Origin of the sequence: Paraglaciecola hydrolytica (assembly GCF_001565895.1) — a bacterium.
Classification (GTDB): Bacteria; Pseudomonadota; Gammaproteobacteria; order Enterobacterales; family Alteromonadaceae; genus Paraglaciecola; species Paraglaciecola hydrolytica.
This window is the reverse complement of record NZ_LSNE01000015.1, coordinates 27,642-49,695: the sequence shown is the minus strand read 5'-3', so window position 1 is coordinate 49,695 and position 22,054 is coordinate 27,642. Positions and strand designations below refer to the sequence as shown.

Genomic DNA, 22,054 nt, shown 5'->3' with positions numbered 1-22,054 from the left:
GTGTCTGATAAAAATCTAAGAAATATCGTTATTGTTGGCGGTGGTACGGCTGGCTGGATGGCCGCTGCAACTTTAGGGCGTTTTTTAAAAGATAGCTTTTGTAAAGTTAGATTAATTGAAGCTGAAGACATTCCTACGGTGGGAGTGGGTGAGGCAACCATCCCACAAATTCAAGTGTTTAACCGCACTCTGGGGATAGATGAAAACGAGTTTATTAAACGCACCCAAGGCACCTTTAAACTTGGCATTGAGTTTGTCAATTGGGGCAAGGTAGGAGATAGCTATATTCATGCCTTTGGTGATGTCGGTAATGACATGGATTCATTACAGTTTTATCACTATTGGTGGAAAATGCGCCAACAGGGACATGCGGACGATATCGGAGCTTATTCGTTAAATGCGGTGGCTGCGCCCTTAGGTAAATTTATGCGTTCAGTGGATGCAGGCAACTCTCCCTTATCAAAGATTGTCTATGCATACCAATTTGATGCAGGACTATACGCACAATTCCTACGCGAGTATGCCGGAGCTCGTGGGGTAAGCAGAACCCTCGCTAAGATCGTAGAAACACGTTTGCGTGCGAGTGATGGCTTTATTGAATCTGTGGTGTTAGATAACGGTGAAATCGTGCAAGGCGATCTGTTCATTGATTGCTCCGGGTTTCAGGGTTTATTGATTGAAAAGGCCCTTAATACTGGCTTCGAAGATTGGAGTCATTGGTTGCCTTGTGACAGGGCTTGGGCTGTGCCCTGTGAGAGAACTGAACCCTTGTTACCTTACACTCGTTCAACAGCCCACAGTGCGGGCTGGCAGTGGCGAATTCCCTTGCAGCATCGTACTGGCAATGGTCATGTGTTTTCTAGCAAATTTATGGGCGAGGACGAAGCACGAGAGATACTCATGGCAAACCTTTCGGGTAAAGCCTTAGCTGAACCCAGATTATTGAAATTTAGCACCGGAAAACGCCTCAAAGCATGGAATAAAAATTGTGTCGCTTTTGGCTTGTCTGGCGGTTTTATTGAACCCTTAGAATCAACCAGTATTCATCTCGTACAAAGTGGTATTGCAAGACTAATGAGCTTATTCCCGAATAGGGATTTTAATCAGCACGACATCGATTTATTTAATCAGCAAACTGATTTTGAATATGAGCGCATTCGAGACTTTATTATTTTGCACTACAAGGCCACTGAACGCAGTGATTCTGAGTTTTGGAATTATTGCCGCACTATGTCTATTCCGGATTCATTGAAACAAAAGATCGATCAGTTTATGGAAAACGGTCAGATCCATCGCACTAATATGGAATTATTTAACGATACGAGTTGGTTAGAAGTATTTCATGGCCAAGGTATGCATCCAAAAAGTTATCACCCGTTGGTGGATTTAGTCGCAGACGATGAGTTAAAGCGACGCATGGCATTTATTAAAAATGTGATTGATAAATCCGTGGAAGCGATGCCGTCGCAACAGGAATTTATTCAACACTATTGTTTAGCGCCTAAACCTCTGAACATGTAAGCCCTCACGTTTTTAATTGGCAAAAAGATGAAGATAATCATAAAAAAATCCTATAGTAAAATCGCCGTATGTTGTGCATTAAGTTTTATGTTGTGGGCATGTGGAGGCAGTGACACTGCGCCTGCATCTCCTCCTGTCGTTACCACACCGCTTCCTCCTGTCACTCCACCCCCACCCCCACCAGAACCTAAAGTTGTTGTTGGTTATGGCGATGGCTTCACTGAAATCAGTAGCAGCGGTATTAATTATAAACAGGGTTATTTATTTCCAAAGTCAGTCGCTGAGGGTAATTCATCCCAGCAACACCCTGAGGACTTTGCGGGAGGAGCTGCAGCAGGTGATTATGATAACGATGGGGATATCGACGTATTCATTGTGCGTGGCGATATAGGGCCTAACTTACTCTATCAAAATGACGGCACAGGTCACTTTGTTGATGTGGCCTTGCAAGCGGGCTTAGCCTATACAAAAAGTGCAAGTCAAAATTACCGCCACTCTGGGCCTACTTTCGCCGATATGGATGGCGATGGCGACTTAGATTTATTTATTGGTGGAATCGAATTTGACCCTGCTTTTATTTATAGCAACAACGGTGACGGTACTTTTACTAATGTCACCTCAGGTTCAGGCATTGATCTTCTATCGACCCAGTTTACCTTATCATCCGCCTTTGGTGATTATGACGGCGACGGTGATCTCGATATGTTTTTAACTCATTGGGGTAATCCCGTTGATATTGAAGCTCCCGGCGATACAGGACATTTATGGCGCAATGATTCAGTTGATGGAAATATTAAATTTACCGATGTCAGTAAAATCACTGGTGTCACTGCTGCCCTTTTAATTCAGCCAAAAGCAGGTAGCGCTTTAGGTGATAACCATGACTATAGTTTTACGCCAAATTTTGCCGACATTAATAACGATGGCTGGCTTGACCTATTAGTAACTGGCGACTTTAGCACCAGTAGAGTGCTGACAAATAATCGCAATGGATCTTTTAGTAATGCCACTGATGAAAAAGTCATTATAGATGACAGTGGAATGGGGGCAGCCGTCGCCGATTTTGATAACGATGGTGATTTAGATTGGTTTGTGTCCGCTATTACAGGGCCATTATGGCCCATCGGCAATCGTTTTTACCTTAATACGGATGGCCAGTTTTCCAATGGGAGTGTCTTAGCTGCTATCAACATTAATACTGGCACCTCGCAACAAAAATCGAGTTGGGGATGGGGTTCGTGCGCCGCTGATTTTGACAGTGATGGTAATTTAGATATCTACATGACCAATGGATTTCCTTACTCTTTTTCTGACAACAATATTTCTTTCGATTTTAACCTTGATACAACCCGGGTTTTTATGGGCTTAGGGGATGCCACCTTTGAAGAAAAATCTGCAGATTTAGGTTTGAATGATACCCATAGTAGCCGAACCGTCGTTTGCGCTGATTTTGATAACGACGGTGATATTGATGTATTGCAATTGCATCGTGATGAAATCAATGCAGCAAGCTTATTTCGCAATGATATTCAGCAAAACAATGCCCTAAGCATAAAGTTAACTATGCCAGGTCACAAAAATAGTTTTGCCATAGGTGCGCGGATTTATTTAAAGGCTGGTGGTATTACCCAAATGCGCGAAATAACGCTGGGCAGTAATTTTACGGCACAAAATCCGAGTACACAGTTTTTTGGTTTGGGTACCATTGATATTGTGGACTCTATTCGAGTGGTATGGCCAGACGGTACAGAAACCTTACGCACTAACGTGAGTTCGGGTCAAAGTTTAACTATCAGTAAACCTTAGGAGAGCAATGAAATGAATAAAATAATGATGCAGTCCCTTGCTCTTATCTTTTTTTGTATATTGAGTTTAAGCGGATGTGGCTCAGGTTCTACTGAGAGTGGCAATAACACTCCAACACCACAACGCCCTCAGACTGTTGTCGCCGACGATAGACCTGTATCAGTAGCAAGGATGTGGAACGAAGTACTATTAGAAGGGATCCGTCATGATTTTGCCCGCCCCACTATTCATGCAAGAAACCTCTATCATGTCAGTATTGCGATGTATGACGCATGGGCGGCTTATTCTCAAACTGCAAAGCCCTTTATATTGGGCCAAACTCACGGTGATTTTAGGTGTGATTTTGATGCTTCCGTCCTAGTTGGCGATCCACAAATTGCTCGTGAACAAGCCCTGAGTTTTGCGGTATATCGTATTATCAGACATCGTTTTAAAAACTCTCCCGGTGTGGATCATATTTTTAGTTTAGCCGATAAACTAATGACAGACTTAGGCTTAGATACCAGCTATACCAGTCGCTTATATACCAATGGTTCTGCCATTGGTTTAGGTAATCATATAGCCGATTGTATTGTTCAATATGGCATGCAGGACGGTGCGAACGAAAGAGTAAACTACGCCAATGTATATTATCAGCACGTGAATCCTGACTTGATTATGTCTCAGCCAGGCAATCCGGATATTATTGATCTGAATCGTTGGCAGCCATTAGCTTTGAATGAGTTTATCGATCAAGCGGGTAATGCCGTTATCGGTGGCGCCTCAGAATTTTTAAGTCCTGAATGGGGTAATGTTGAGCCCTTTGCTTTGCTGCCTGAAGATAAAAAAGTAGTTCAGCGTGATGGCCATGATTACCAAATTTATCACGATCCTGGACTCCCCCCTTTGGCAGAAACAGACAGCGCCGAATATTACAAATGGGGCTTTTCACTTGTCGCAAAATGGTCATCGCATCTGAGTCCTGATGACAAGGTGATGATAGATATTTCACCGGCTAGTCTTGGAAATATCCAACACTATCCTGAGTCTTTTAGCGAATATCAGGATTTTTACGACAGCTTACAAGGTGGTGATAACAGTATTGGCTATAGTATTAATCCAGTGACTAATCAGGCTTACACTCCGCAGATTGTTCCCCGTGGCGATTATACTCGTGTATTGGCAGAATTTTGGGCTGACGGCCCTAATTCTGAAACACCACCAGGACATTGGTTTGTATTACTTAATTCCATTGTTGATCATGCCTTATTTGAGCGCAAATATGAGGGGAAAGGGAATGAATTAGGCTCGATGGAATGGGATGTTAAGGCCTATTTTACTCTAGGTGGCGCTATGCATGATGCGGCAATTACAGCGTGGGGAATCAAAGGATGGTATGACTATATACGTCCTGTGTCGGCGATACGTTCGATGGCAGACTTTGGTCAAAGTAGTGATCCTGATGCAGCTTCATATCACGTTAATGGTCTTCCTTTGGAGCCAGGTTTTATTGAATTGGTCGCAGTAGGTGACCCACTAGCTGGAACAAACAATGAGCATGTAGGTAAAATTAAATTATTCTCATGGCGTGGCCCAGATTATGTTGTTGATCCTGTGCAATACGATGCTGGAGTAGGTTGGATATTGGCAGAGAACTGGTGGCCATACCAACGCCCCACTTTTGTTACACCGCCTTTTGCTGGTTATGTCTCTGGTCACTCCACTTATTCTCGGGCGGCGGCTGAAGTTCTCACAGCGTTAACCGGCAGTAATTATTTCCCCGGAGGTATGAGTGGTTTTGAAATAAAAGCGAATGACTTTCTGGTTTTTGAAAAAGGCCCCAGTGTTGATATGACGCTGCAATGGGCTACCTACCAAGATGCTTCAGACCAATGTAGTTTATCTCGGATCTGGGGCGGTATTCATCCACCGGCCGATGATATTCCAGGCCGTTTAATGGGGATTAAAATAGGTAATGCGGCTTTTGCCAAAGCCAAGTCCTATTTTGAAGGGCAGCCCTAGTGAATTTTGACAGGACGTATTAGCGATGATTAATCCTGATAATCAAGTACTACATCACTTGGTGGGCAATGAAAAACAGCCTGTGGTAGTGGTGGATGATTTTTTGCAGAATGCGGATTCACTTATCGATTATGCCTTGCAATCGGGTGGAGTTGCTCCGGCTCGTGGCTTCTATCCGGGGATCCGTTCTGCCGCGCCGCAACGTTATAATGAGATCTTACTCGATTTTGTTGGGGCTCATATCGCGCCGTATTTTAGCCAGTCGGCAGACTCATTAAAAAGCTGTGAAAGTTATTTTTCCATGGTAACTACACCAGTACAGCAACTATCTGTGTTTCAATCAGTGCCGCATTTTGATCGACCCGCAGTGACAGATATCGCTGCGATATTGTACTTATGTGATGAAAAACACGGAGGAACCTCCTTGTATCGTCACAAAAAAACCGGTTTTGAATATATTAATAAACAGAGGTTGTCTGGTTATCTGCAAACACAGCAACAAGAGTTTCAGTTAGAAGGTCAACCAAGGGGGTATATGAATGCTGACTCCCCTTGTTATGAGCGCATCATGTCCGTTGATGCCAAATTTAATCGCATAGTCTTTTATCGATGTTCCAGTTTACATTCCGGCAATATCGGCCATGACTATGCATTTGATACGGATCCACGAACTGGGCGCTTTACGCTCACTTCATTTATTTCCGGCATGTAAAAAACGTGCCTGCCGGGTAGTCTGTTTTAACGTGAGGTAATTGACATTTATTAAGATAGATCGGTATACGTCGTGTTTTTTATTTTTACTATGACAATTTTTACTTTATTGAATAGCAAAACTTGAAAAATATGCTTTTTCAATAGACAGTTTGAACATATTAATTTAACAAAAATTTACCTAAGTATTACTGATAAGAAAGGTACTTGGGCTTAACTAAGGGTTATTTACATGAAAAAATTAGTCGTTATTTTTATATCTATTTTGGGCTTAGTTGCTTGTGGTTCTACCTCTATGACTGCTGAAGAGTGCAAAACCACCAATTGGCAAGAGCGTGGTGCAGCCGATGCTAATTCTGCAACGGATGTCTTGCAATTTAATCAATATGTAGAAACCTGTAAAAAAGGTGGGGTCACGCCCAACAAAGAACAATATTATTCTGGTTTTCAGGATGGCTTAATTGCATATTGCACTTTTGAAAATGGTGTCGAACGGGGTAAAAAAGGCAGCCAGTATTACAAAGCTTGTAAAGAATTTAAGGAATTTGGTGAAGGTTACGCCAAAGGCGTAGATATACACATAGAAGAGAGAGAGCGTCGTGAGGTCGAAAAACTCACCAGACCAACAGTTGAAAATTCTAAGCAAGTCGGTGGCGATGCTACACCAGTATTTTAATTAACCACAAAGAGGAACTCACATAGTCGTTCCTCTTTTTTTTCACCTGCAAGCTAGTGCCACTTACATAATGAGCAATTTGAATTGGCCACTGTCTCGTATTTAACTACTCCTCATTAGCGCCACTTTGTTTAGCACTATGTTCAATTAAAGAGCGGGCGTCTTGTTCGTTGTCCCCATGGATACCATTTAATTTATATTGATCTTGGCAGATTCTTTTCATTTCTCCATGTTGTGTAAAGCAATGCTATGGAATGCCCTGTCAGCCGTGTTATATTAGGTGTGAAAACGTTTTCTGTTTAGGCGCTTCGCAAGAGCGTTTCTTATATACATAGCTAAGCTAACTTGGCGAGACATTGTGGTAATTTGTAGGAACAACATGACAAATAAATTATTAGTTTTATCTATTGTTGCAGCGCTAACAGGCTGCAATGGTAGCTCTGTAGACAAGCAGGCGGTTAAATCCGCCGATATCGATAAATCTGCGGCTGCAGCGCCAGCGACTATTCATCCTGAAATCTGGCCCAAACAAAGTTCACCCATTGCCCGTGACCCTCAGCAAGAACAGCAGATAGCGGATTTATTGGCAAAAATGACCTTGGAAGAAAAGGTCGGTCAGGTGATCCAGGCAGATATCGCTTCGGTTACCCCTGAAGAGGTTAAAGAATTCCATTTGGGTTCGGTATTAAACGGCGGTAACTCTGCGCCTAATAATAACAATCACTCCCCAGCCAAAGATTGGTTAAGTCTTGCGGATAAATTCTGGATAGCATCGACAGATAAGTCAGACGGTGGAGTGGGTATTCCTGCGCTGTGGGGCATAGATGCCGTGCATGGCAACAATAACGTGGTCGGTGCAACGATATTCCCCCATAACATTGGTTTAGGAGCAGCAAACGATCCTGAATTAATGCGTAAAATTGGTGCTGTGACCGCTAAAGAAGTATTAGTTACCGGTATCGATTGGACTTTTGCACCGACAATTGCGGTAGTGCAGAACGATCGTTGGGGTCGTACTTTTGAAAGTTTTTCAGAAAAGCCTGAAATCGTTGCCAGTTATGCAGGCAAGATAGTTGAAGGCGTTCAGGGCACAGTTAATACCGATGAATTTCTGACTAACGGCCACTTGTTAGCCAACGTTAAACATTTTGTGGGTGATGGTGGTACGAAAGACGGTATCGACCAAGGTGAAACCCTATCCTCAGAAGAAGAACTACGCGACATTCATGGTGCAGGATATCCACCGGCAATTCAAAGCGGTGCTTTAGTGGTAATGGCGTCTTTTAATAGCTGGCATGGTAATAAAATGCATGGCTTTAAACCTATGTTGACCGATGTTTTGGTTGAGCGCATGGGCTTTGATGGCTTTGTAGTGGGTGACTGGAATGGTCATGGCCAAGTGAAAGGTTGTACTAACGTATCTTGTGCGCAAGCTTTTAATGCGGGTTTAGATATGTTTATGGCACCTGATAGTTGGAAAGGCTTGTATCACAATACTCTGGCTCAGGTTAAGTCGGGTGAGATTACGATGGAGCGTTTAGACCAAGCTGTATCACGTATCTTGCGCGTTAAATTGCGCGCTGGTTTGTTTGATGCGGGTCTACCTTCAAGCCGCACCTATGCGGGAAAATTTGAATTACTGGGCTCTGCTCCACATCGTGAAGTTGCTCGCGAAGCCGTACGTAAATCATTGGTATTATTAAAAAATAATGAGCAGTTATTGCCTCTTTCTGCCAAGTCAAAGGTTTTGGTAGCAGGTAGTGCAGCAAATAATATCGGTCAGCAATCTGGTGGTTGGACTTTGACTTGGCAGGGTACGGGCAATAAAAACACTGATTTCCCCAATGGTGCTTCTATTTACCAAGGTATTGCTGCAACGGTGACGGCTGCTGGGGGTAAGGTTGAGTTAAATGAACAAGGCCAATTCACTACCCGCCCAGATGTAGCTATCGTGGTATTTGGCGAACAGCCTTATGCTGAGTTTCAAGGTGATGTGACAGATGTTGATTTTAAACCTGAAGACAGTTTAAAAATATTAAAAGACTTACAAGCTCAAGGTATTCCAACGGTTAGTGTGTTTTTATCAGGTCGTCCTATGTGGGTTAATCCTGAGCTTAACGCTTCAGATGCTTTTGTCGCCGCGTGGTTACCTGGCTCTGAAGGTACAGGGGTGGCTGATGTCTTGTTCCGCAGTGCTGATGGCGAAGTGGCTTATGACTTTACTGGGCGTTTGTCGTTCTCGTGGCCTGCCACACCAACTGATGTTGAGCTGAATGTAGGTAATGCTGACTATCAACCTCTGTTTGCTTATGGTTATGGTCTGTCGGTCCAAGATGCACAAGATATGGCGCCCTTAGACGAAACACTTGACCCAAGTTTGTCTAGCCAAAATGATAGTCGTTATATGTTTGCGGGTGATGCGGTACAGCCTTGGCGCTTAGCATTAAACGATAAAGCTGGAAATACTCAGGTGACAGGCAATGCACAAGTGAGTGCGTCGGCTGCGATTAGTGTTAAAGCCACGGATTATCAAGCACAGGAAGATACCGTAGAGGCAAACTGGCAAGATAGCGCACGTTTATATATTCGCGGCAATGCTGTTGATTTGAGCCGTCAGGCGACGGGTGATATGGCCATTCAGATTGATTATCAGGTATTGAGTGCAACCACAGGTCAATCCAATCTGTTCATAGAATGTGAAACCTGTAATGGCGAGTTGGATATTAGCCAGTCTCTGCAAACTAAAGCAGGGCAAGGTTGGCAACAAAGCCAGATAAAACTGAGCTGTTTTGGTTTGTCTAATGAGCAATTGACCAGCATTATTACACCTTTTGGTATCAATTCAGACAAAGGTTCAAAGTTACAGTTTAAAGAAATTAAACTGGTTTCAAATGAAGGTGCGGCGAGCTGCTCTTTGTAAAACTGCGTATTAAAAAGCATTAAAATAGGCTGCATAGCAATATGCAGCCTTTTTTGTGACTTGTGATAACATCAAACTTGGATTAATTTGAGCTGTTGTCACTCGATAGCAAGGGAGTTTGTTTGCTCAGAAGTTTAGTTTTATGCAGTTGGCTGTTATGTAGCGTGATGGCAAATGCGCAAACAACACAGTTAAAACAGTTGTCTGAACCCTACGCAGGCTATGCACTCACTGTGCTTAACTCCCCCCACGAGGTGCTTGATACCTTAATAAACAGCGCTCCTGATGCGAGTGCGGCAGATATCATACATGCTCAGTATCAACTTATGTTGGCCAAGGCTTATTACAATCTAACTTACCCACAAAAAGCCCTTAAACATGCACAATTAGCCTTAGGTTTTGTCTCGGAAAAAAGTCAGACCTGGCTTTATCATCAAGTTAAAGTGATGGAGGCTGTGGCATTTGAATTGATTGGAACTCCGATGCAAGGCCTAGCAGGCTTAAATGCTGCAATAGCTTGGAGCAAGCAACAAAACGATGCAAAACTCTACTTACAAGCTTTGTTTTCTAGAGGCATTGTTCAAACAAGTTTAGCGGATTACCTTGCAGCTTTAGATGACTTTCAGCAGGCCTATGCCCTAGCGAGTGATAACCCCAATGAACTGAGTAAAGCCCATGTTGCTGCCATGTTGGCTCAGGTTTATGAATACCGCAGTGAAGATAGCGTGGCCATACCCTATTATGAAGAAGCAGTGGCAGCTCACCGAACCCATGGTGCAGATTTAGATCTAAGTATCGCCTTATTTGGTTTGGGAAAAGCACACCGTAATACTGGTAATATTGAATTAGCCATTTCCCAATTAGAGGAATCTGCCCTACTGGCTGAAAAAATCGATGATTTACAAGGTGTTGCCTATGCCCTAAAAGAATTAGCCGCGATCAACATGCTACAAAAAGACTATGCTGCAGCTGAACAAAAACTGGTTAAAGCGGCGGATATTTTTGCCCAGGCAGGCAATCCGCAGATGAATTTTAATATGATGGTTTCATTGGGCATGCTAGCTCTTGAAACGGATAATTTAACGCAGGCTGAAACCTATTTGCACAGTGCTGACATTTTACTCGATCGCCAGAATATGCCAGTGCACAGCATAGGTTTTGATGAAATTTATGCTGGTTTGTTGTTCAGACAAGGCCATTATCAACGTGCTTATGAAGTGCTTAAACAAGCCTTTCTCAATCATAAAAAATATCAAAGTGCACAAAGTTCCGAGCAATTACATGAGCTGAGTTCACGTTTTGAGCTGCAATTAGCTCAGCAAGAAAACAAAGTGTTATCCCAGCAAAATGCACTACAACAGTTGCAGTTAAGCAATAAAAAAACACTGAATTTACAGCTTATTTTACTGACTGTATTCGCCACTGTGGTGTGTGGTTTGCTGGGTATTATCGTTATGCGCAATAAGGTACATAAAAATAGATTGGAAAAGTTAGCTACTCGTGATGAATTGACTGATTTATATAATCGCAGGCATACATTGGCCTTGTTAGAGCAGCAAATGTCACTGGCGGCGCGTCACGATAAAAGGCTGTGCATAGCCATGTTAGATCTCGATTGGTTCAAGCAAATCAATGATTCTTATGGCCATGTGGCAGGCGATAAAGTACTGCGTGAGTTTGCCGTGTTATGCAATAAGAGTCTGCGTGAATCTGATGTGGTAGGACGTATTGGTGGTGAAGAATTTTTGTTGATCCTCAGTCATACCGCTAGCGACGATGCCTATAAAGTACTGGATAATTTACGGTTGAAAATGGTAGGGCTCAGTCAACTGGCTGAGATCCCTCAGGCTGAAGTGACTATTTCTATTGGTATCGCTGAATATCAGCAAGATGACAGTTTAGAAGATTTTATGTTGTTAGCAGATACCGCTTTATATAGAGCAAAAAATAATGGTCGTGATCAGGTGGTGGTAGCTAACAGAAATATCACAGTACCCACCGACTCCTTACCTTAAGTTCTATGTTGACTGAAATTTCAGGTTTTATTCTAACCGTCCAGCCATTGGATAGAGGAGACAAGGGTTTTCTGGAGCTGTGGCTGCATACCGCTCAAGGGCCACTAAAAGTTATTACAGAGGCACAAAAAGTGCCTTTTTTCATCTTGCAAGATAACGCAGCTTACGCTCAGACATTATTAGATGCGGCGCGTATTCCTTATCAATATCAAACACTAAAACTGACTACCTTTGAACATCAGGCCGTAGGTGCTTTGTATTTTACTACTCCACGTCAGGCTTTTGTTGCCAGAGATATATTAAAACAAGGGCAGATAGTTTGTTATGAAGACGATATTCGTCTAGGTGAACGTTATTTAATGGAGCGATTTGTCTATGGCAGTGCCACTGTGGTGGGGCAAGTTATTGAGAATGCAGATGTTAGTCTGCCATTTTTAAGCATAGAGCAGGCAAGGCTCAAACCCGGAGTATTTAGTCCTACATTCAAATTACTGTCGCTGGATATTGAATGCAGTGAGCAAGGCGACCTGTTTTCGATAGGTTTATTGGGCGACGATTTTAAACAAGTATTGATGATCGGTGAGCCGAACCTTTGCTCTTCACAAAGAGGTGAGCCGAACATTTACTCCTCACAAAGAAGTGAGCCGCACCTTTGCTCTTCACAAAGCAGCGAGGATTGGATTTGCTGGCAGGCTGACGAAAAGACACTATTGCAGTCTTTAGTCAGGCAAATTCAAACATTCGATCCGGATATTATTGTCGGTTGGAATGTGGTGAATTTTGATTTTCGCTTACTGCTAAAACGTGCCGCCTTACATAAGGTAAAACTTAATTTGGGGCGTAATCAGCAGCCACTAGAGTGGCGTGATGCTCGTAACGAAGTAAATCAGGGTTATGTGTCTATGGCAGGGCGAGTGGTCGTGGATGGTATCGACGCACTTAAAACCGCCACTTATCAGTTTGATAGTTTTAGTTTAGAAGCCGTCGCACAAAACTTATTGGGCAAAGGTAAAGCTACCGAAGATGTAGACAATCGCCTCGCGCAAATTGAATATGATTTTCAGCACAATAAAGTTAAATTAGCCGAGTACAACATTCAAGACTGTGCCTTAGTACTGGAGATATTCGCCCATACCAAAGTGCTGGATTTTTTGCGTTTGCGCAGCCAGTTAACCGGATTGGAGTTAGACCGTATGGGCGGTTCGGTGGCGGCCTTTGTTAATCTGTATCTGCCCAAGTTACATCGTGCTGGTTATATTGCGCCCAAACGCCCTGAAGATGGCGGTTTGGCCAGCCCAGGTGGTTATGTCATGGAATCTAAACCGGGTTTATATCAACACGTACTGTTGCTGGATTTTAAGAGTTTGTATCCCTCCATTATTCGTACTTTCAAAATAGACCCCTTGGGATTAGTTGAAGGTTTACTCTCTCCCGAAACTGCTATTCAAGGCTATCGTGGCGCGATGTTTGATCGGGAAAAACACTTTTTGCCCGACATTATTACATCCTTGTGGCAGCAACGTGATCAGGCTAAAAAAGATAAAGACAGTGTGCGAAGTCAGGCGATTAAAATACTGATGAATTCGTTTTATGGGGTACTAGGTTCAGGCGGCTGTCCTTTTTATGATACTCGCCTTGCCAGTTCGATTACCTTACGCGGCCATGACATCATGCAAACTACCGCAAAGTGGATACGAGAAGCGGGTTATGAGGTGATCTACGGTGATACCGATTCGACCTTTGTGGCCTTACATGGCATTGATGATGACGCGGCGGCTCAGGTTATTGGTAAACAGTTGGTGCAAAGTATCAATCAACAATGGACGGAATTAATTGAGCAGCAATATCACTTAGAAAATTATTTAGAGATTGAGTTCGAATCTCACTTTGTGCAGTTTTTAATGCCCACAATTCGTGGCTCTGAGCTGGGTAGTAAAAAGCGTTACGCAGGATTAAAACGCAGCGCCAAAGGTGACGAATTAGTCTTTAAAGGTTTAGAAACCGTGCGCTCAGACTGGACTGCTTTGGCCAAAAACTTTCAACTCACTTTGTATCAGATGGTGTTTGCTAAACAGGATGTTAGTCAGTTTATTCAAAACACCATTAACGACACCCTAACAGGGCGAGTAGACAAAGACCTGATTTACCGCAAACGTATCAGACGACGATTGAATCTGTATATCAAAAATGTGCCCCCGCATGTACGGGCTGCGCGCCTTGCTGATGAGCAATATGTGGCGCTGGGCAAGTCTGCACGTTATCAAAACAAAGGTTGGATCTCTTACATCATTACCGTTAATGGGCCAGAGCCTGTGGAGTTTTTGCGCTCGACAATTGATTATGCACATTATATCGACAAACAAATTAAACCTATCGCAGAAGGTATCTTGCCTTTTATCGGTTTGTCATTTAGCAATATCAGCAGCCGGCAGCTCGACTTGTTTTAGTAAAATTCAGCCTTGCTTAAGTTTTAAGCATTAATTGTAAAGAATTGCTAAAACTCTATTTTTGCTTTTGCTTTATAAAAAGTTTTCAGTATTCTGGCTAGCGATTTAGGGGTTTTTATCACGTACATGTTGATACGTAAGTTATATTCGCTATAAGGACAGGCTAGTGTACGATTGCAACGTGGTGGTTATAGATGATGACCTCATTATTTTAGAACTACTTGGGATTATTTTAGAAGATGTTATAGCTGGCGAAATAGTCAGTTTTTCTGACAGTACAGCCGCGTTGGCCTATGTCAAAAGTAATGCAATGGACAGAATTTCACTGGTTATTTGTGACTGGATGATGCCACAAGTGAGTGGTTTAGACATACTGGCGGCCTTACGCCAAAATAAACCTGAATGCCCATTTTTGATGTTAACCGCCAATGCCACCAAAGAGCTTGTGCTTGAGTCAATGCGTTTAGGCGCTTCTGATTTTATCTTGAAGCCATTTCATACCGCTGACTTGACTAACAAAGTTGAAAGGTTAATCCACGAAATTAACATCGATTAGTTCGATACAAAATTAAAGTGACTGTAAACATGTTGTTTGATCAAATTATTGATAGAAGTTCGACTTATTCTTATAAATGGAATAAATACGAAGGCCAGAATATCTTACCCATGTGGGTGGCCGATACCGAGTTTAAATGTCCACAAGCTATTCTAGATAGCTTGCATCAGCGAGTCGATCACGGCTTATTGGGTTACACCTTACCTGCTCACCATAAATCAGCCAATCAGGCGGTAGTAAACTGGTTAGCTAAACAATACAACTGGCAGATTAAGCCCGAATGGATAGTGTGGACGCCAGGCGTGGTGCCCGCTTTTAACGTGGCTTGCAAAGCCGTTTGTCAGCCTGGTGATAAGGTACTCATTCAATCGCCCAATTATCCGCCTTTATTGGCTGCACCTAAGCTCAATCAACTCACTAGAGTTGATATTAATACTGTGGAAGTTGATGGCCGCTGGACGTTGGATTTTACTGAGCTAGAAAAGCAAGCCGCCGATCCTTTGTGTAAATTACTCATTTTATGTAATCCAATGAACCCAGTTGGCACTGTACTAACGGCTGCTGAATTAGAACGTGTTGCTGATATTTGTTTACAACACCACGTACTGTTGTGTTCGGACGAAATTCATTGTGATCTTATTTTAGATGAAGATGCCAAACACATTCCGGCCGGAAAATTAGAACAGTTTAAAGGCCAAGTGATTACCTTAATGGCGGCCAGTAAAACCTTTAATATCGCGGGTTTAGGCGCGTCTTTTGCGATCATTGAAGATGCCAAGCTTAGGCAACAATTCACTGGTGCTGCACAAGGCATAGTGCCTTGGGCCAATGTATTGGGTTTAAGTGCCACCGAAGCGGCCTTTACTTTATGTGATGACTGGCACCAACAATTACTCAGTTATTTACGTATTAATCGTGATTACCTCATTAGTGAAATTGCGCAAATTGACGGCTTACGACTGTTAGCCCCACAAGCCACGTTTTTAGCATGGATTGACGGCAGCGGCCTGGGTGTGGATTCAGTGCAAAAGTATTTTGAAAACAAGGGAATAGGCCCCTCACCAGGCAGTGACTTTGGTGATAGCCGTTTTGTGCGGATCAACTTTGGTTGCCCTTTATCTCAGTTAAAAGATGCAATGGCACTGCTTAAAAAGTAGCGCCATGTTTTTTGGGGAGTTAAATAAGATGAACCAATCCAGATGAGCAATTTATCGCAGGCCTGTCATCAGAACCTATATAAGCTCGTGAAGACTGGTCCAGATAGTTCTCACTTACAAACGCCCTATAATATTCTAGGAACCATCTTTGCTGTAGCCGCCGCGCCAGATATCCCGCTGCCCGACGTATGGTTGCCGTGGATATTTAAATCTTCTACCCAACCCCAAGACATCAAGGATTTACCCTGCATCCATGACGTTGTTATGGCCTGTTTGCAGTGGCAGTTGCAACAAATGCGTGATGAAAAAATAGCTCTGTTAGAGGGATTAAACTATTCCGAGCAGAACAACAGCCCTATAGCACAGTGGATGCAGGGTGTGTTGTTGGCCCATACTCAACTAGATAAAGTGTGGCAAAAAGCATGGCAATCCATGTTGGAAAGTAAACACGCAGAGGTAGGTAAACTACAAAAAGATCTAAAACATTGTTTATCCGTATTCAGCACCTTTGCGGATATTCCTTTTGCCTTACAACAAGCCAAAGATAAGGCGCAACTCACCACCGCCTTGCCACTTATTTATCGCTCTATACCAGAAGTGCTGCGGATTTATGTGGCAACCTCTGGGCAGTTAATTGAATATCTACCCAATCAGTTTGAGACTTTTGTTAAAGACTAATGCATGCGCTGAACGTACTTATCGCTTCGCGACACAGCATGCGCTGTGCTTACTTTTAAAAGCATGTGCTTCGCACACCGCAATCCATTGCGTTTTTCAGACGGCGTCTCGATAACTGCTCCTGCGTTATTCTACCTTCCACCATCCATGGTGGTCGCCTACCGCCCGACCATACTTTTTCCCAACAGCCGCAAAAAGTAGGCAAAAAGGGCCGCTCTCCAACCAACTTACTATTCCAATTTAAGCCCCAACTTGCTATTCAAACCGGCGTGGAGAGCGCATCCCTGCGCTCACCACGCCTTGCCCAGACATCCTGTCTGGTCATTTGACAAGTTGTGCCTTAAATCGGGTAAGTTGGAGTCGAGAGGAAAATCAAAAGCATCGGCTTCGCCGATAATAAACATGGCCTAAAGGCCAACCTACAACGAATGGAACTATTTTCTCTCATGTAGGTCGGGATTTATCACGTCAAATTCTTAGCTCGTCGATAAAATGCCGATATCAAAAAAAGTAAAAATGCACAGTCAGACAGATTTCAATTTCAGGCTTAAAAATTACCCGTTGGTAAAAAATATAAATTCCATTGGAATAACTGGGGTCGTAGCAAAGTTAATCAACCAAAGTAGTTTATCCAACCACGTTGTTTTTTGTCGGCGCAGCCGATGCTTTTGATTTTATTCTCGACTCATTGCTCCCCGAGCACAGCGGGTTTTAAAAGGACAAAGTGCAAGGATGCACTTTGAGTGAGAATGATGTCGGGAACATCTGCTCACGGCCTTTTAAAGTCAAGGCGCGCCACGGGACGTGGTTTGAAAAATCGTCATGGATGACGTAAGCGTCAGCGCATGTTGTGTCGCGAAGCGACGCCTTTAGTGCGCGCAGCGCATAATTTTAGTGGCCGCAGGCCATGTTAGATAAGCGCAGCGCATGCATTGTGCACAAAGTGCATGCGCTGTCGCGCAGCGATAATCTTATCTTTAGCTCGCCGCTCGATGCTAGCATCTCGCTACTGCCGTTTAATTCACCTTCTTTTTATTAATCAACTGTTGCAACTCATAATCAAATTCTTGAGCTGAAATTACTAAACCTTCTTCGTCATCGCTGGGGAAGGCTGCGATAGCTACATTGTCGCCTTCTAGGCCATAGGTCCAGCGGGTGCGCCAGGTTTTTAATTCAATGGCGATAGCTTTACAATCAGCCCATTCGCCGGTGGCCCATGCTTGGGCAAACGCTTCGCTTGGCCATACTGGGGCGCAGTCTTCATCGTCGGTATTGAGCATCACACAACCGTCATTGTCGGTAAGTATCCACACCTGCTGATGTTTAACCACTTCTTTAACGAGGTAATTGAGACGTTCTTCGGGGGTATATTGGGCGATGGTGGCTAATAAAGTTGAATCAATTGCTTCGGCCATAAGATTTCCTACTGAAATTTAACTGCGGATGTTTCAAGTAATAGCATAAAGCAACATGGTGGCTGAGTCTTTTTCTAATAGCTTGTTGGATTAAAAAATCTGTGTATTTAGCTTAAGCTTGATTATTTAAGCAGCAACACAACATAAATTGCGCCCAGCGCCTTTGGCTTTGTACATGGCGGCATCGGCTCTGCCCAACCATTCTAGACTGGTTTCGTTAGCCTGACTTTCGGCAATACCAATAGAAATGGTTAGATGAATACTGTTGGTAAACAAAAACATATCAACAAGCTCACGGATTTCTTCGGCCAAAATAGAGGCTTTGTCACTGGTTTTATCGGCAACAGTGATAACAAACTCTTCACCGCCTAAACGATATAAAGATTCATTGTTACGCAGTTTTTGTTTTACCAGCGAAGCAAAGGTGACCAATATTTGGTCACCCACGTTATGTCCATAATTGTCATTGATCTCTTTAAACTGATCCAAATCAATGAGTATCAGGGTTGAGGTGTTGTCGCGATGTGCTCTTTTATAGCTCATTAATTCGAGCAATTTGTCTTCCAGTGCACGCCTATTACCTGCACCGGTTAAAGGATCTTTGGTTGATAACTGCTGCAAAATTTGTTGTTGGTTAAGCATGTGAGCAGCAAATGCATAGATAAAAAGTGCGGTCGCGAGAATAGAAAACAACATCTGGAAATACATTAAGGGGCTTAATTGCGACCAAAGTACACCGGCAACAATGCTGATCATGGTTAGGCTAATCATCAAAGCAACAGTGGGATTAAGTAACATGTATATGGCGATAATTGCAGGGTAAATCCAACCAATTTGGTCGGAACCTTTCATGGCGATAGTTAGGGGTAATTCAATTGCGCATAAAATACCTAAGATCCAGCGGGCATACAAAACTTTATGGGTAACATAAACATGGATAAATATAACAATGGCCACTGTGATGGCAAACAGGTCAAGTCCGGCGATAAGCCAGTCTTGCTCTATGCTACGCCAAATCAAAAATGGTAATAGGCAAAAAACAGCTGCGCTACTTATAGCTAAAATGACTATTTCTTCGGGACTACGTTTTTTTTCCTGCATGTTACACCTGAGTATTTAGGAGCCTATTTTTCTTCTAAGCAGCCCTATGGAGCTTGGGCAATCTGTACACTGTGTGATTAGTTTACCATTTATCTCAGTAGCCTCTATGAAAATCTAGCAGGCCTTGCAGTGGTAAATTTTGCATAAACAAAACATAATTTTTGACGAATATTTTGTTAATGTCCTCTGGCTGCGATTCAGCTGCAGTGTGTTGAGTAATATACACGTTTTCCATGCTCCAAAATGGGTGTGAACTGATTAAAGGCTCTAGGGAAAAAACATCCAATACCGCGGCTTTGAGGGTGTTTTGTTGCAGGGCTGTTAGCAGATCTTGTTCATTAATCGTTTGACCTCGGCCGGCGTTGATTAATACACAATGTGTTGGCAACAAGGCTAGTAGTTTGGCGTCTATCACTCCTTCGGTTTGTTGGCTGTGGGGTAACAAACACAGCAAATAGTCGAGTCCGGCACAGAATGTTGTAATCTCTGACCAAGTAAAATATTGATCAACATGCATGCAGTCGCGTGAACTATGACTTAAACCTCTGACTTGCATGCCAAAGGCTTGGGCTTTTTGCGCCACGCCTTTGCCAATATTGCCTACACCAAGAATGCCGAGGTTTTTACCTTTGAGGGTTGTATGGACAGGTGCTTGCCAAAGCGCCTTTTGCTGCCGTTGTTTAAAGCCCTCGATATTGCGTGAAAAATACAGCATATAGGCAAACACATATTCCGCCATGGCATCTTGAAAGACATCTTTTACACCGCTTAACAAATAGTCTTTTTTGGCTAAGTCAAACAAGGGTTTATTGCCCGCCCAGGTGGATTGCAGCCACTTAAGTTTAGGGCAGTTTAATACCACTTGTGCAGCGAGCTTGGGCTCGGCTAACAAAATATCAATCTGGCTTAAATCCGGCATTGTATCAACATGATCTTGACAAAATTCGATGTGTAAATCGGGTAGCTGAGCCTGCTCGAGCAAGGTCGCGTAATGAGTGGCATTACGGGTGAGTATTCCAAGTTTGTACATGCGGTGCGAGCTTCCTAGTAGCCTATCGCCCTATTCTGACAATAACAAAACGGCTTGGCTATTAACTTTATTTAGTGCAAGTGAACGTGGATAGTAAATTCTGTTGAAATCGGTATTCAATCGAAGATGTGTAAACGTATATTTCCTATTGTGTTGTTTATTGCGAATTAAATTTGTAATTGCCGTGTTAACAAAAAATATAATTTGTATATGCTGAGGTGGTACTCAATCAACTTAAGTGTATTCCATGTCTGAGATCGCCAAGTTTAATCATGCAAAAATGTTATCCCCTAAACGCAATACCACTATGGCTAGTTCCATAGAAGAACTATCAAATGAGCAGTTACAGCACTTTGGCATCGATCCAAAAAGTGACTATGGTCAAGCCTTAGGTAGCCTGACTCAGCATTTGTATCATGCACAAACCGACGTGCAGCAACTGTGGAAGGTCACCACGGATACTCTGGCGGGTTTGAGTAAACAAGACAAAGTAGCCTATTTTAATGCCAAAAAGTTTTTGTCTTTTCAGCTGGCTAAAGTACTAGATACTTTACAAAACCCCTTTAGAGCGACCTACCAAAGCATGACTAAACAAAGTGGTTCGCAGGTCAGCAAAAGTCATTACCCCTTATTCGATAATATTACCGCGCTGTTTTCGGCTACACCAGTGGTAGTGCGCACCGCGACTTATGTCTATGCCTGTACCGAATGGGTGGATGATGCTTTTCAGGGTAAAGAGTCAACCCATCAGATTTATTCACGTTTGCTCAATCCCACTAATATTTCACTGGCTAATGCCATAGTAGATCTCGAAGCTGGGCCCTATGCGGCGGATTATTTAGCGTGGAATTTCAACTCAGGCATGGCAGCCATTGACGCGCTGTTATCTAACGTATTAAGCCACGGCGATATCATCATTGTCTCGCGTAATGTTTATGGTGGTGTGTATCAGTTATTACACGACTATTTTGCTCGGGAAAATCGCCTTGATGTAAAAATCGAATGGTTTGATGGTTACAGCGCTGATGAATTTTCTGTGTTTCTTGAGGTCACTCGTGATAAATACCAGCAAGAGCGGTCACAAGGTAAGGCCTTACATGTGTATCTTGAGTCGCCCTGTAATCCCCACGGTTATGTGCTCGATGTGGCCGGTATCAGTAAATTAGCTCACGCACATGGCCACTTAGTCATGTTAGATGCCACGTTAGCTACGCCGATTTTACATCAACCTTTGCAAAGAAAGGATAAAACCGAGCGCCCAGATTATGTGGTGCATAGTTATACCAAAGATATTTGTGGCAGCGGCGCAACCACCGCTGGTGTGGTGATCGGTGAAAGCTATCGTATGTTCCAAGGCAAAGGCGATAGTGTTAACGGCTACCATTGGTCAAAAACGATGTTCTGGGATGTGTATTACATTAAAGGGGCATTTTTGGACTCTGAAAAAGCCTTTGATGTACTCAACGGCATGAAAACCCTCGAAATGCGCATCATGCAAAAAGTTATTAATACCACGGTATTTAGCCAGTTTTTAGCCTCACACCCTGACTTAAATGTTAACTGTCACGCGATAGAGGGGCATAAAAATGCTGAACTGCGTAAGAGTCAAATGCGCCACGGTTGGCCCTGTGCTTTGTTTACTGTGGATATGCAAAGAGCAGGTGTAGCGCGCGAAACCTTTGTACGGTTTTTTGATGCCCTAGAGCCAGCATTTAGTCATCAGGTCAGCATAGGTCAAAGTAATACGATTATTTTGTGTCCGGCTTTAACTTCACACAGTGAGTTAGACAAAACAGCTCAAGAGCAAGGTGGTATTTATCTCACTACTATGCGAGTGGCCATGGGTACAGACAACGTTAAAGAGTTAATCGCTCACTTTATTAATACTGCACGTTTACATATCGATCCGGTTTATCCCGGTTTTAGCGCTAAATTTATGCGCGCTAGCGACATTGATACCCTGTATATGCAAACTAGCCGTAGGGTAAGTGAGCAGCATTTTTCCAGTGCTAGCCCGATC

At 43.1% G+C, this 22,054-nt stretch carries 15 protein-coding genes; 12 read left to right on the top strand and 3 right to left on the bottom strand.

Going from position 1 to position 22,054, the window contains the following annotated elements:
- From AX660_RS20290 to AX660_RS20240, 11 genes are all read left to right on the top strand, one after another.
- Window positions 1-1,521, top strand: a complete 1,521-nt coding sequence (locus AX660_RS20290; protein ID WP_068381348.1) for a tryptophan halogenase family protein — start codon at window positions 1-3, stop codon at window positions 1,519-1,521.
- A gap of 27 nt (window positions 1,522-1,548) precedes the next feature.
- Window positions 1,549-3,327: a CRTAC1 family protein gene (locus tag AX660_RS20285; RefSeq protein ID WP_068381345.1), complete on the top strand. Its 1,779-nt coding sequence runs from the start codon at window positions 1,549-1,551 to the stop codon at window positions 3,325-3,327.
- Window positions 3,328-3,339: 12 nt separating this feature from the next.
- Entirely contained in the window at window positions 3,340-5,328 is a 1,989-nt protein-coding gene (locus AX660_RS20280) for a vanadium-dependent haloperoxidase (RefSeq protein WP_068381342.1), read from the top strand.
- Window positions 5,329-5,353: 25 nt separating this feature from the next.
- On the top strand, window positions 5,354-6,040 hold the full coding sequence (locus AX660_RS20275) for a DUF6445 family protein (RefSeq protein ID WP_068381339.1): 687 nt from the start codon (window positions 5,354-5,356) through the stop codon (window positions 6,038-6,040).
- 231 nt (window positions 6,041-6,271) lie between these two features.
- Entirely contained in the window at window positions 6,272-6,715 is a 444-nt protein-coding gene (locus tag AX660_RS20270; RefSeq protein ID WP_068381336.1) for a DUF2799 domain-containing protein, read from the top strand.
- A gap of 379 nt (window positions 6,716-7,094) precedes the next feature.
- Window positions 7,095-9,635 carry a glycoside hydrolase family 3 protein gene (locus AX660_RS20265; RefSeq protein WP_068381333.1) on the top strand — a complete coding sequence of 847 codons (2,541 nt, stop codon included), beginning with the start codon at window positions 7,095-7,097 and terminating at the stop codon, window positions 9,633-9,635.
- A 122-nt stretch (window positions 9,636-9,757) separates the two neighbouring features.
- Window positions 9,758-11,650 carry a GGDEF domain-containing protein gene (locus AX660_RS20260; RefSeq protein ID WP_068381330.1) on the top strand — a complete coding sequence of 631 codons (1,893 nt, stop codon included), beginning with the start codon at window positions 9,758-9,760 and terminating at the stop codon, window positions 11,648-11,650.
- A 5-nt stretch (window positions 11,651-11,655) separates the two neighbouring features.
- Entirely contained in the window at window positions 11,656-14,097 is a 2,442-nt protein-coding gene (locus AX660_RS20255) for a DNA polymerase II (protein WP_068381327.1), read from the top strand.
- Window positions 14,098-14,263: 166 nt separating this feature from the next.
- On the top strand, window positions 14,264-14,653 hold the full coding sequence (locus AX660_RS20250; protein ID WP_068381324.1) for a response regulator: 390 nt from the start codon (window positions 14,264-14,266) through the stop codon (window positions 14,651-14,653).
- Window positions 14,654-14,682: 29 nt separating this feature from the next.
- Window positions 14,683-15,810: a MalY/PatB family protein gene (locus tag AX660_RS20245; protein WP_068381322.1), complete on the top strand. Its 1,128-nt coding sequence runs from the start codon at window positions 14,683-14,685 to the stop codon at window positions 15,808-15,810.
- 42 nt (window positions 15,811-15,852) lie between these two features.
- Window positions 15,853-16,488: a UPF0149 family protein gene (locus AX660_RS20240; RefSeq protein ID WP_068381319.1), complete on the top strand. Its 636-nt coding sequence runs from the start codon at window positions 15,853-15,855 to the stop codon at window positions 16,486-16,488.
- A gap of 1,016 nt (window positions 16,489-17,504) precedes the next feature.
- On the opposite strand, the gene AX660_RS20235 is transcribed toward AX660_RS20240, so the two are convergent.
- The 3 genes from AX660_RS20235 to AX660_RS20225 all read right to left on the bottom strand — a co-directional run bounded on the left by AX660_RS20235 (window position 17,505) and on the right by AX660_RS20225 (window position 20,034).
- The gene (locus tag AX660_RS20235) at window positions 17,505-17,903 is read right to left on the bottom strand and encodes a DUF2750 domain-containing protein (RefSeq protein WP_068381316.1); all 399 of its coding nucleotides are present in this window, start codon (window positions 17,901-17,903) and stop codon (window positions 17,505-17,507) included.
- Between the two features lie 126 nt (window positions 17,904-18,029).
- On the bottom strand, window positions 18,030-19,004 hold the full coding sequence (locus AX660_RS20230; protein ID WP_068381313.1) for a GGDEF domain-containing protein: 975 nt from the start codon (window positions 19,002-19,004) through the stop codon (window positions 18,030-18,032).
- Between the two features lie 94 nt (window positions 19,005-19,098).
- Window positions 19,099-20,034 carry a D-2-hydroxyacid dehydrogenase gene (locus tag AX660_RS20225; protein ID WP_068381311.1) on the bottom strand — a complete coding sequence of 312 codons (936 nt, stop codon included), beginning with the start codon at window positions 20,032-20,034 and terminating at the stop codon, window positions 19,099-19,101.
- A 247-nt stretch (window positions 20,035-20,281) separates the two neighbouring features.
- Here AX660_RS20225 and AX660_RS20220 point away from each other — a divergent pair.
- The coding region (locus tag AX660_RS20220) for a trans-sulfuration enzyme family protein (RefSeq protein ID WP_068381308.1) at window positions 20,282-22,054 on the top strand (1,773 nt) is incomplete at its 3' end.

Bases quoted from the DNA above. Each gene is read 5' to 3' on its own strand.
- AX660_RS20245 (WP_068381322.1), top strand. From the start codon at position 14,683: ATGTTGTTTGATCAAATTATTGATAGAAGTTCGACTTATTCTTATAAA.
- AX660_RS20240 (WP_068381319.1), top strand. From the start codon at position 15,853: ATGAGCAATTTATCGCAGGCCTGTCATCAGAACCTATATAAGCTCGTG.
- AX660_RS20230 (WP_068381313.1), bottom strand. From the start codon at position 19,004: ATGCAGGAAAAAAAACGTAGTCCCGAAGAAATAGTCATTTTAGCTATA.
- AX660_RS20255 (WP_068381327.1), top strand. From the start codon at position 11,656: ATGTTGACTGAAATTTCAGGTTTTATTCTAACCGTCCAGCCATTGGAT.
- AX660_RS20280 (WP_068381342.1), top strand. From the start codon at position 3,340: ATGAATAAAATAATGATGCAGTCCCTTGCTCTTATCTTTTTTTGTATA.
- AX660_RS20270 (WP_068381336.1), top strand. From the start codon at position 6,272: ATGAAAAAATTAGTCGTTATTTTTATATCTATTTTGGGCTTAGTTGCT.
- AX660_RS20265 (WP_068381333.1), top strand. From the start codon at position 7,095: ATGACAAATAAATTATTAGTTTTATCTATTGTTGCAGCGCTAACAGGC.
- AX660_RS20275 (WP_068381339.1), top strand. From the start codon at position 5,354: ATGATTAATCCTGATAATCAAGTACTACATCACTTGGTGGGCAATGAA.
- AX660_RS20225 (WP_068381311.1), bottom strand. From the start codon at position 20,034: ATGTACAAACTTGGAATACTCACCCGTAATGCCACTCATTACGCGACC.
- AX660_RS20235 (WP_068381316.1), bottom strand. From the start codon at position 17,903: ATGGCCGAAGCAATTGATTCAACTTTATTAGCCACCATCGCCCAATAT.
- AX660_RS20285 (WP_068381345.1), top strand. From the start codon at position 1,549: ATGAAGATAATCATAAAAAAATCCTATAGTAAAATCGCCGTATGTTGT.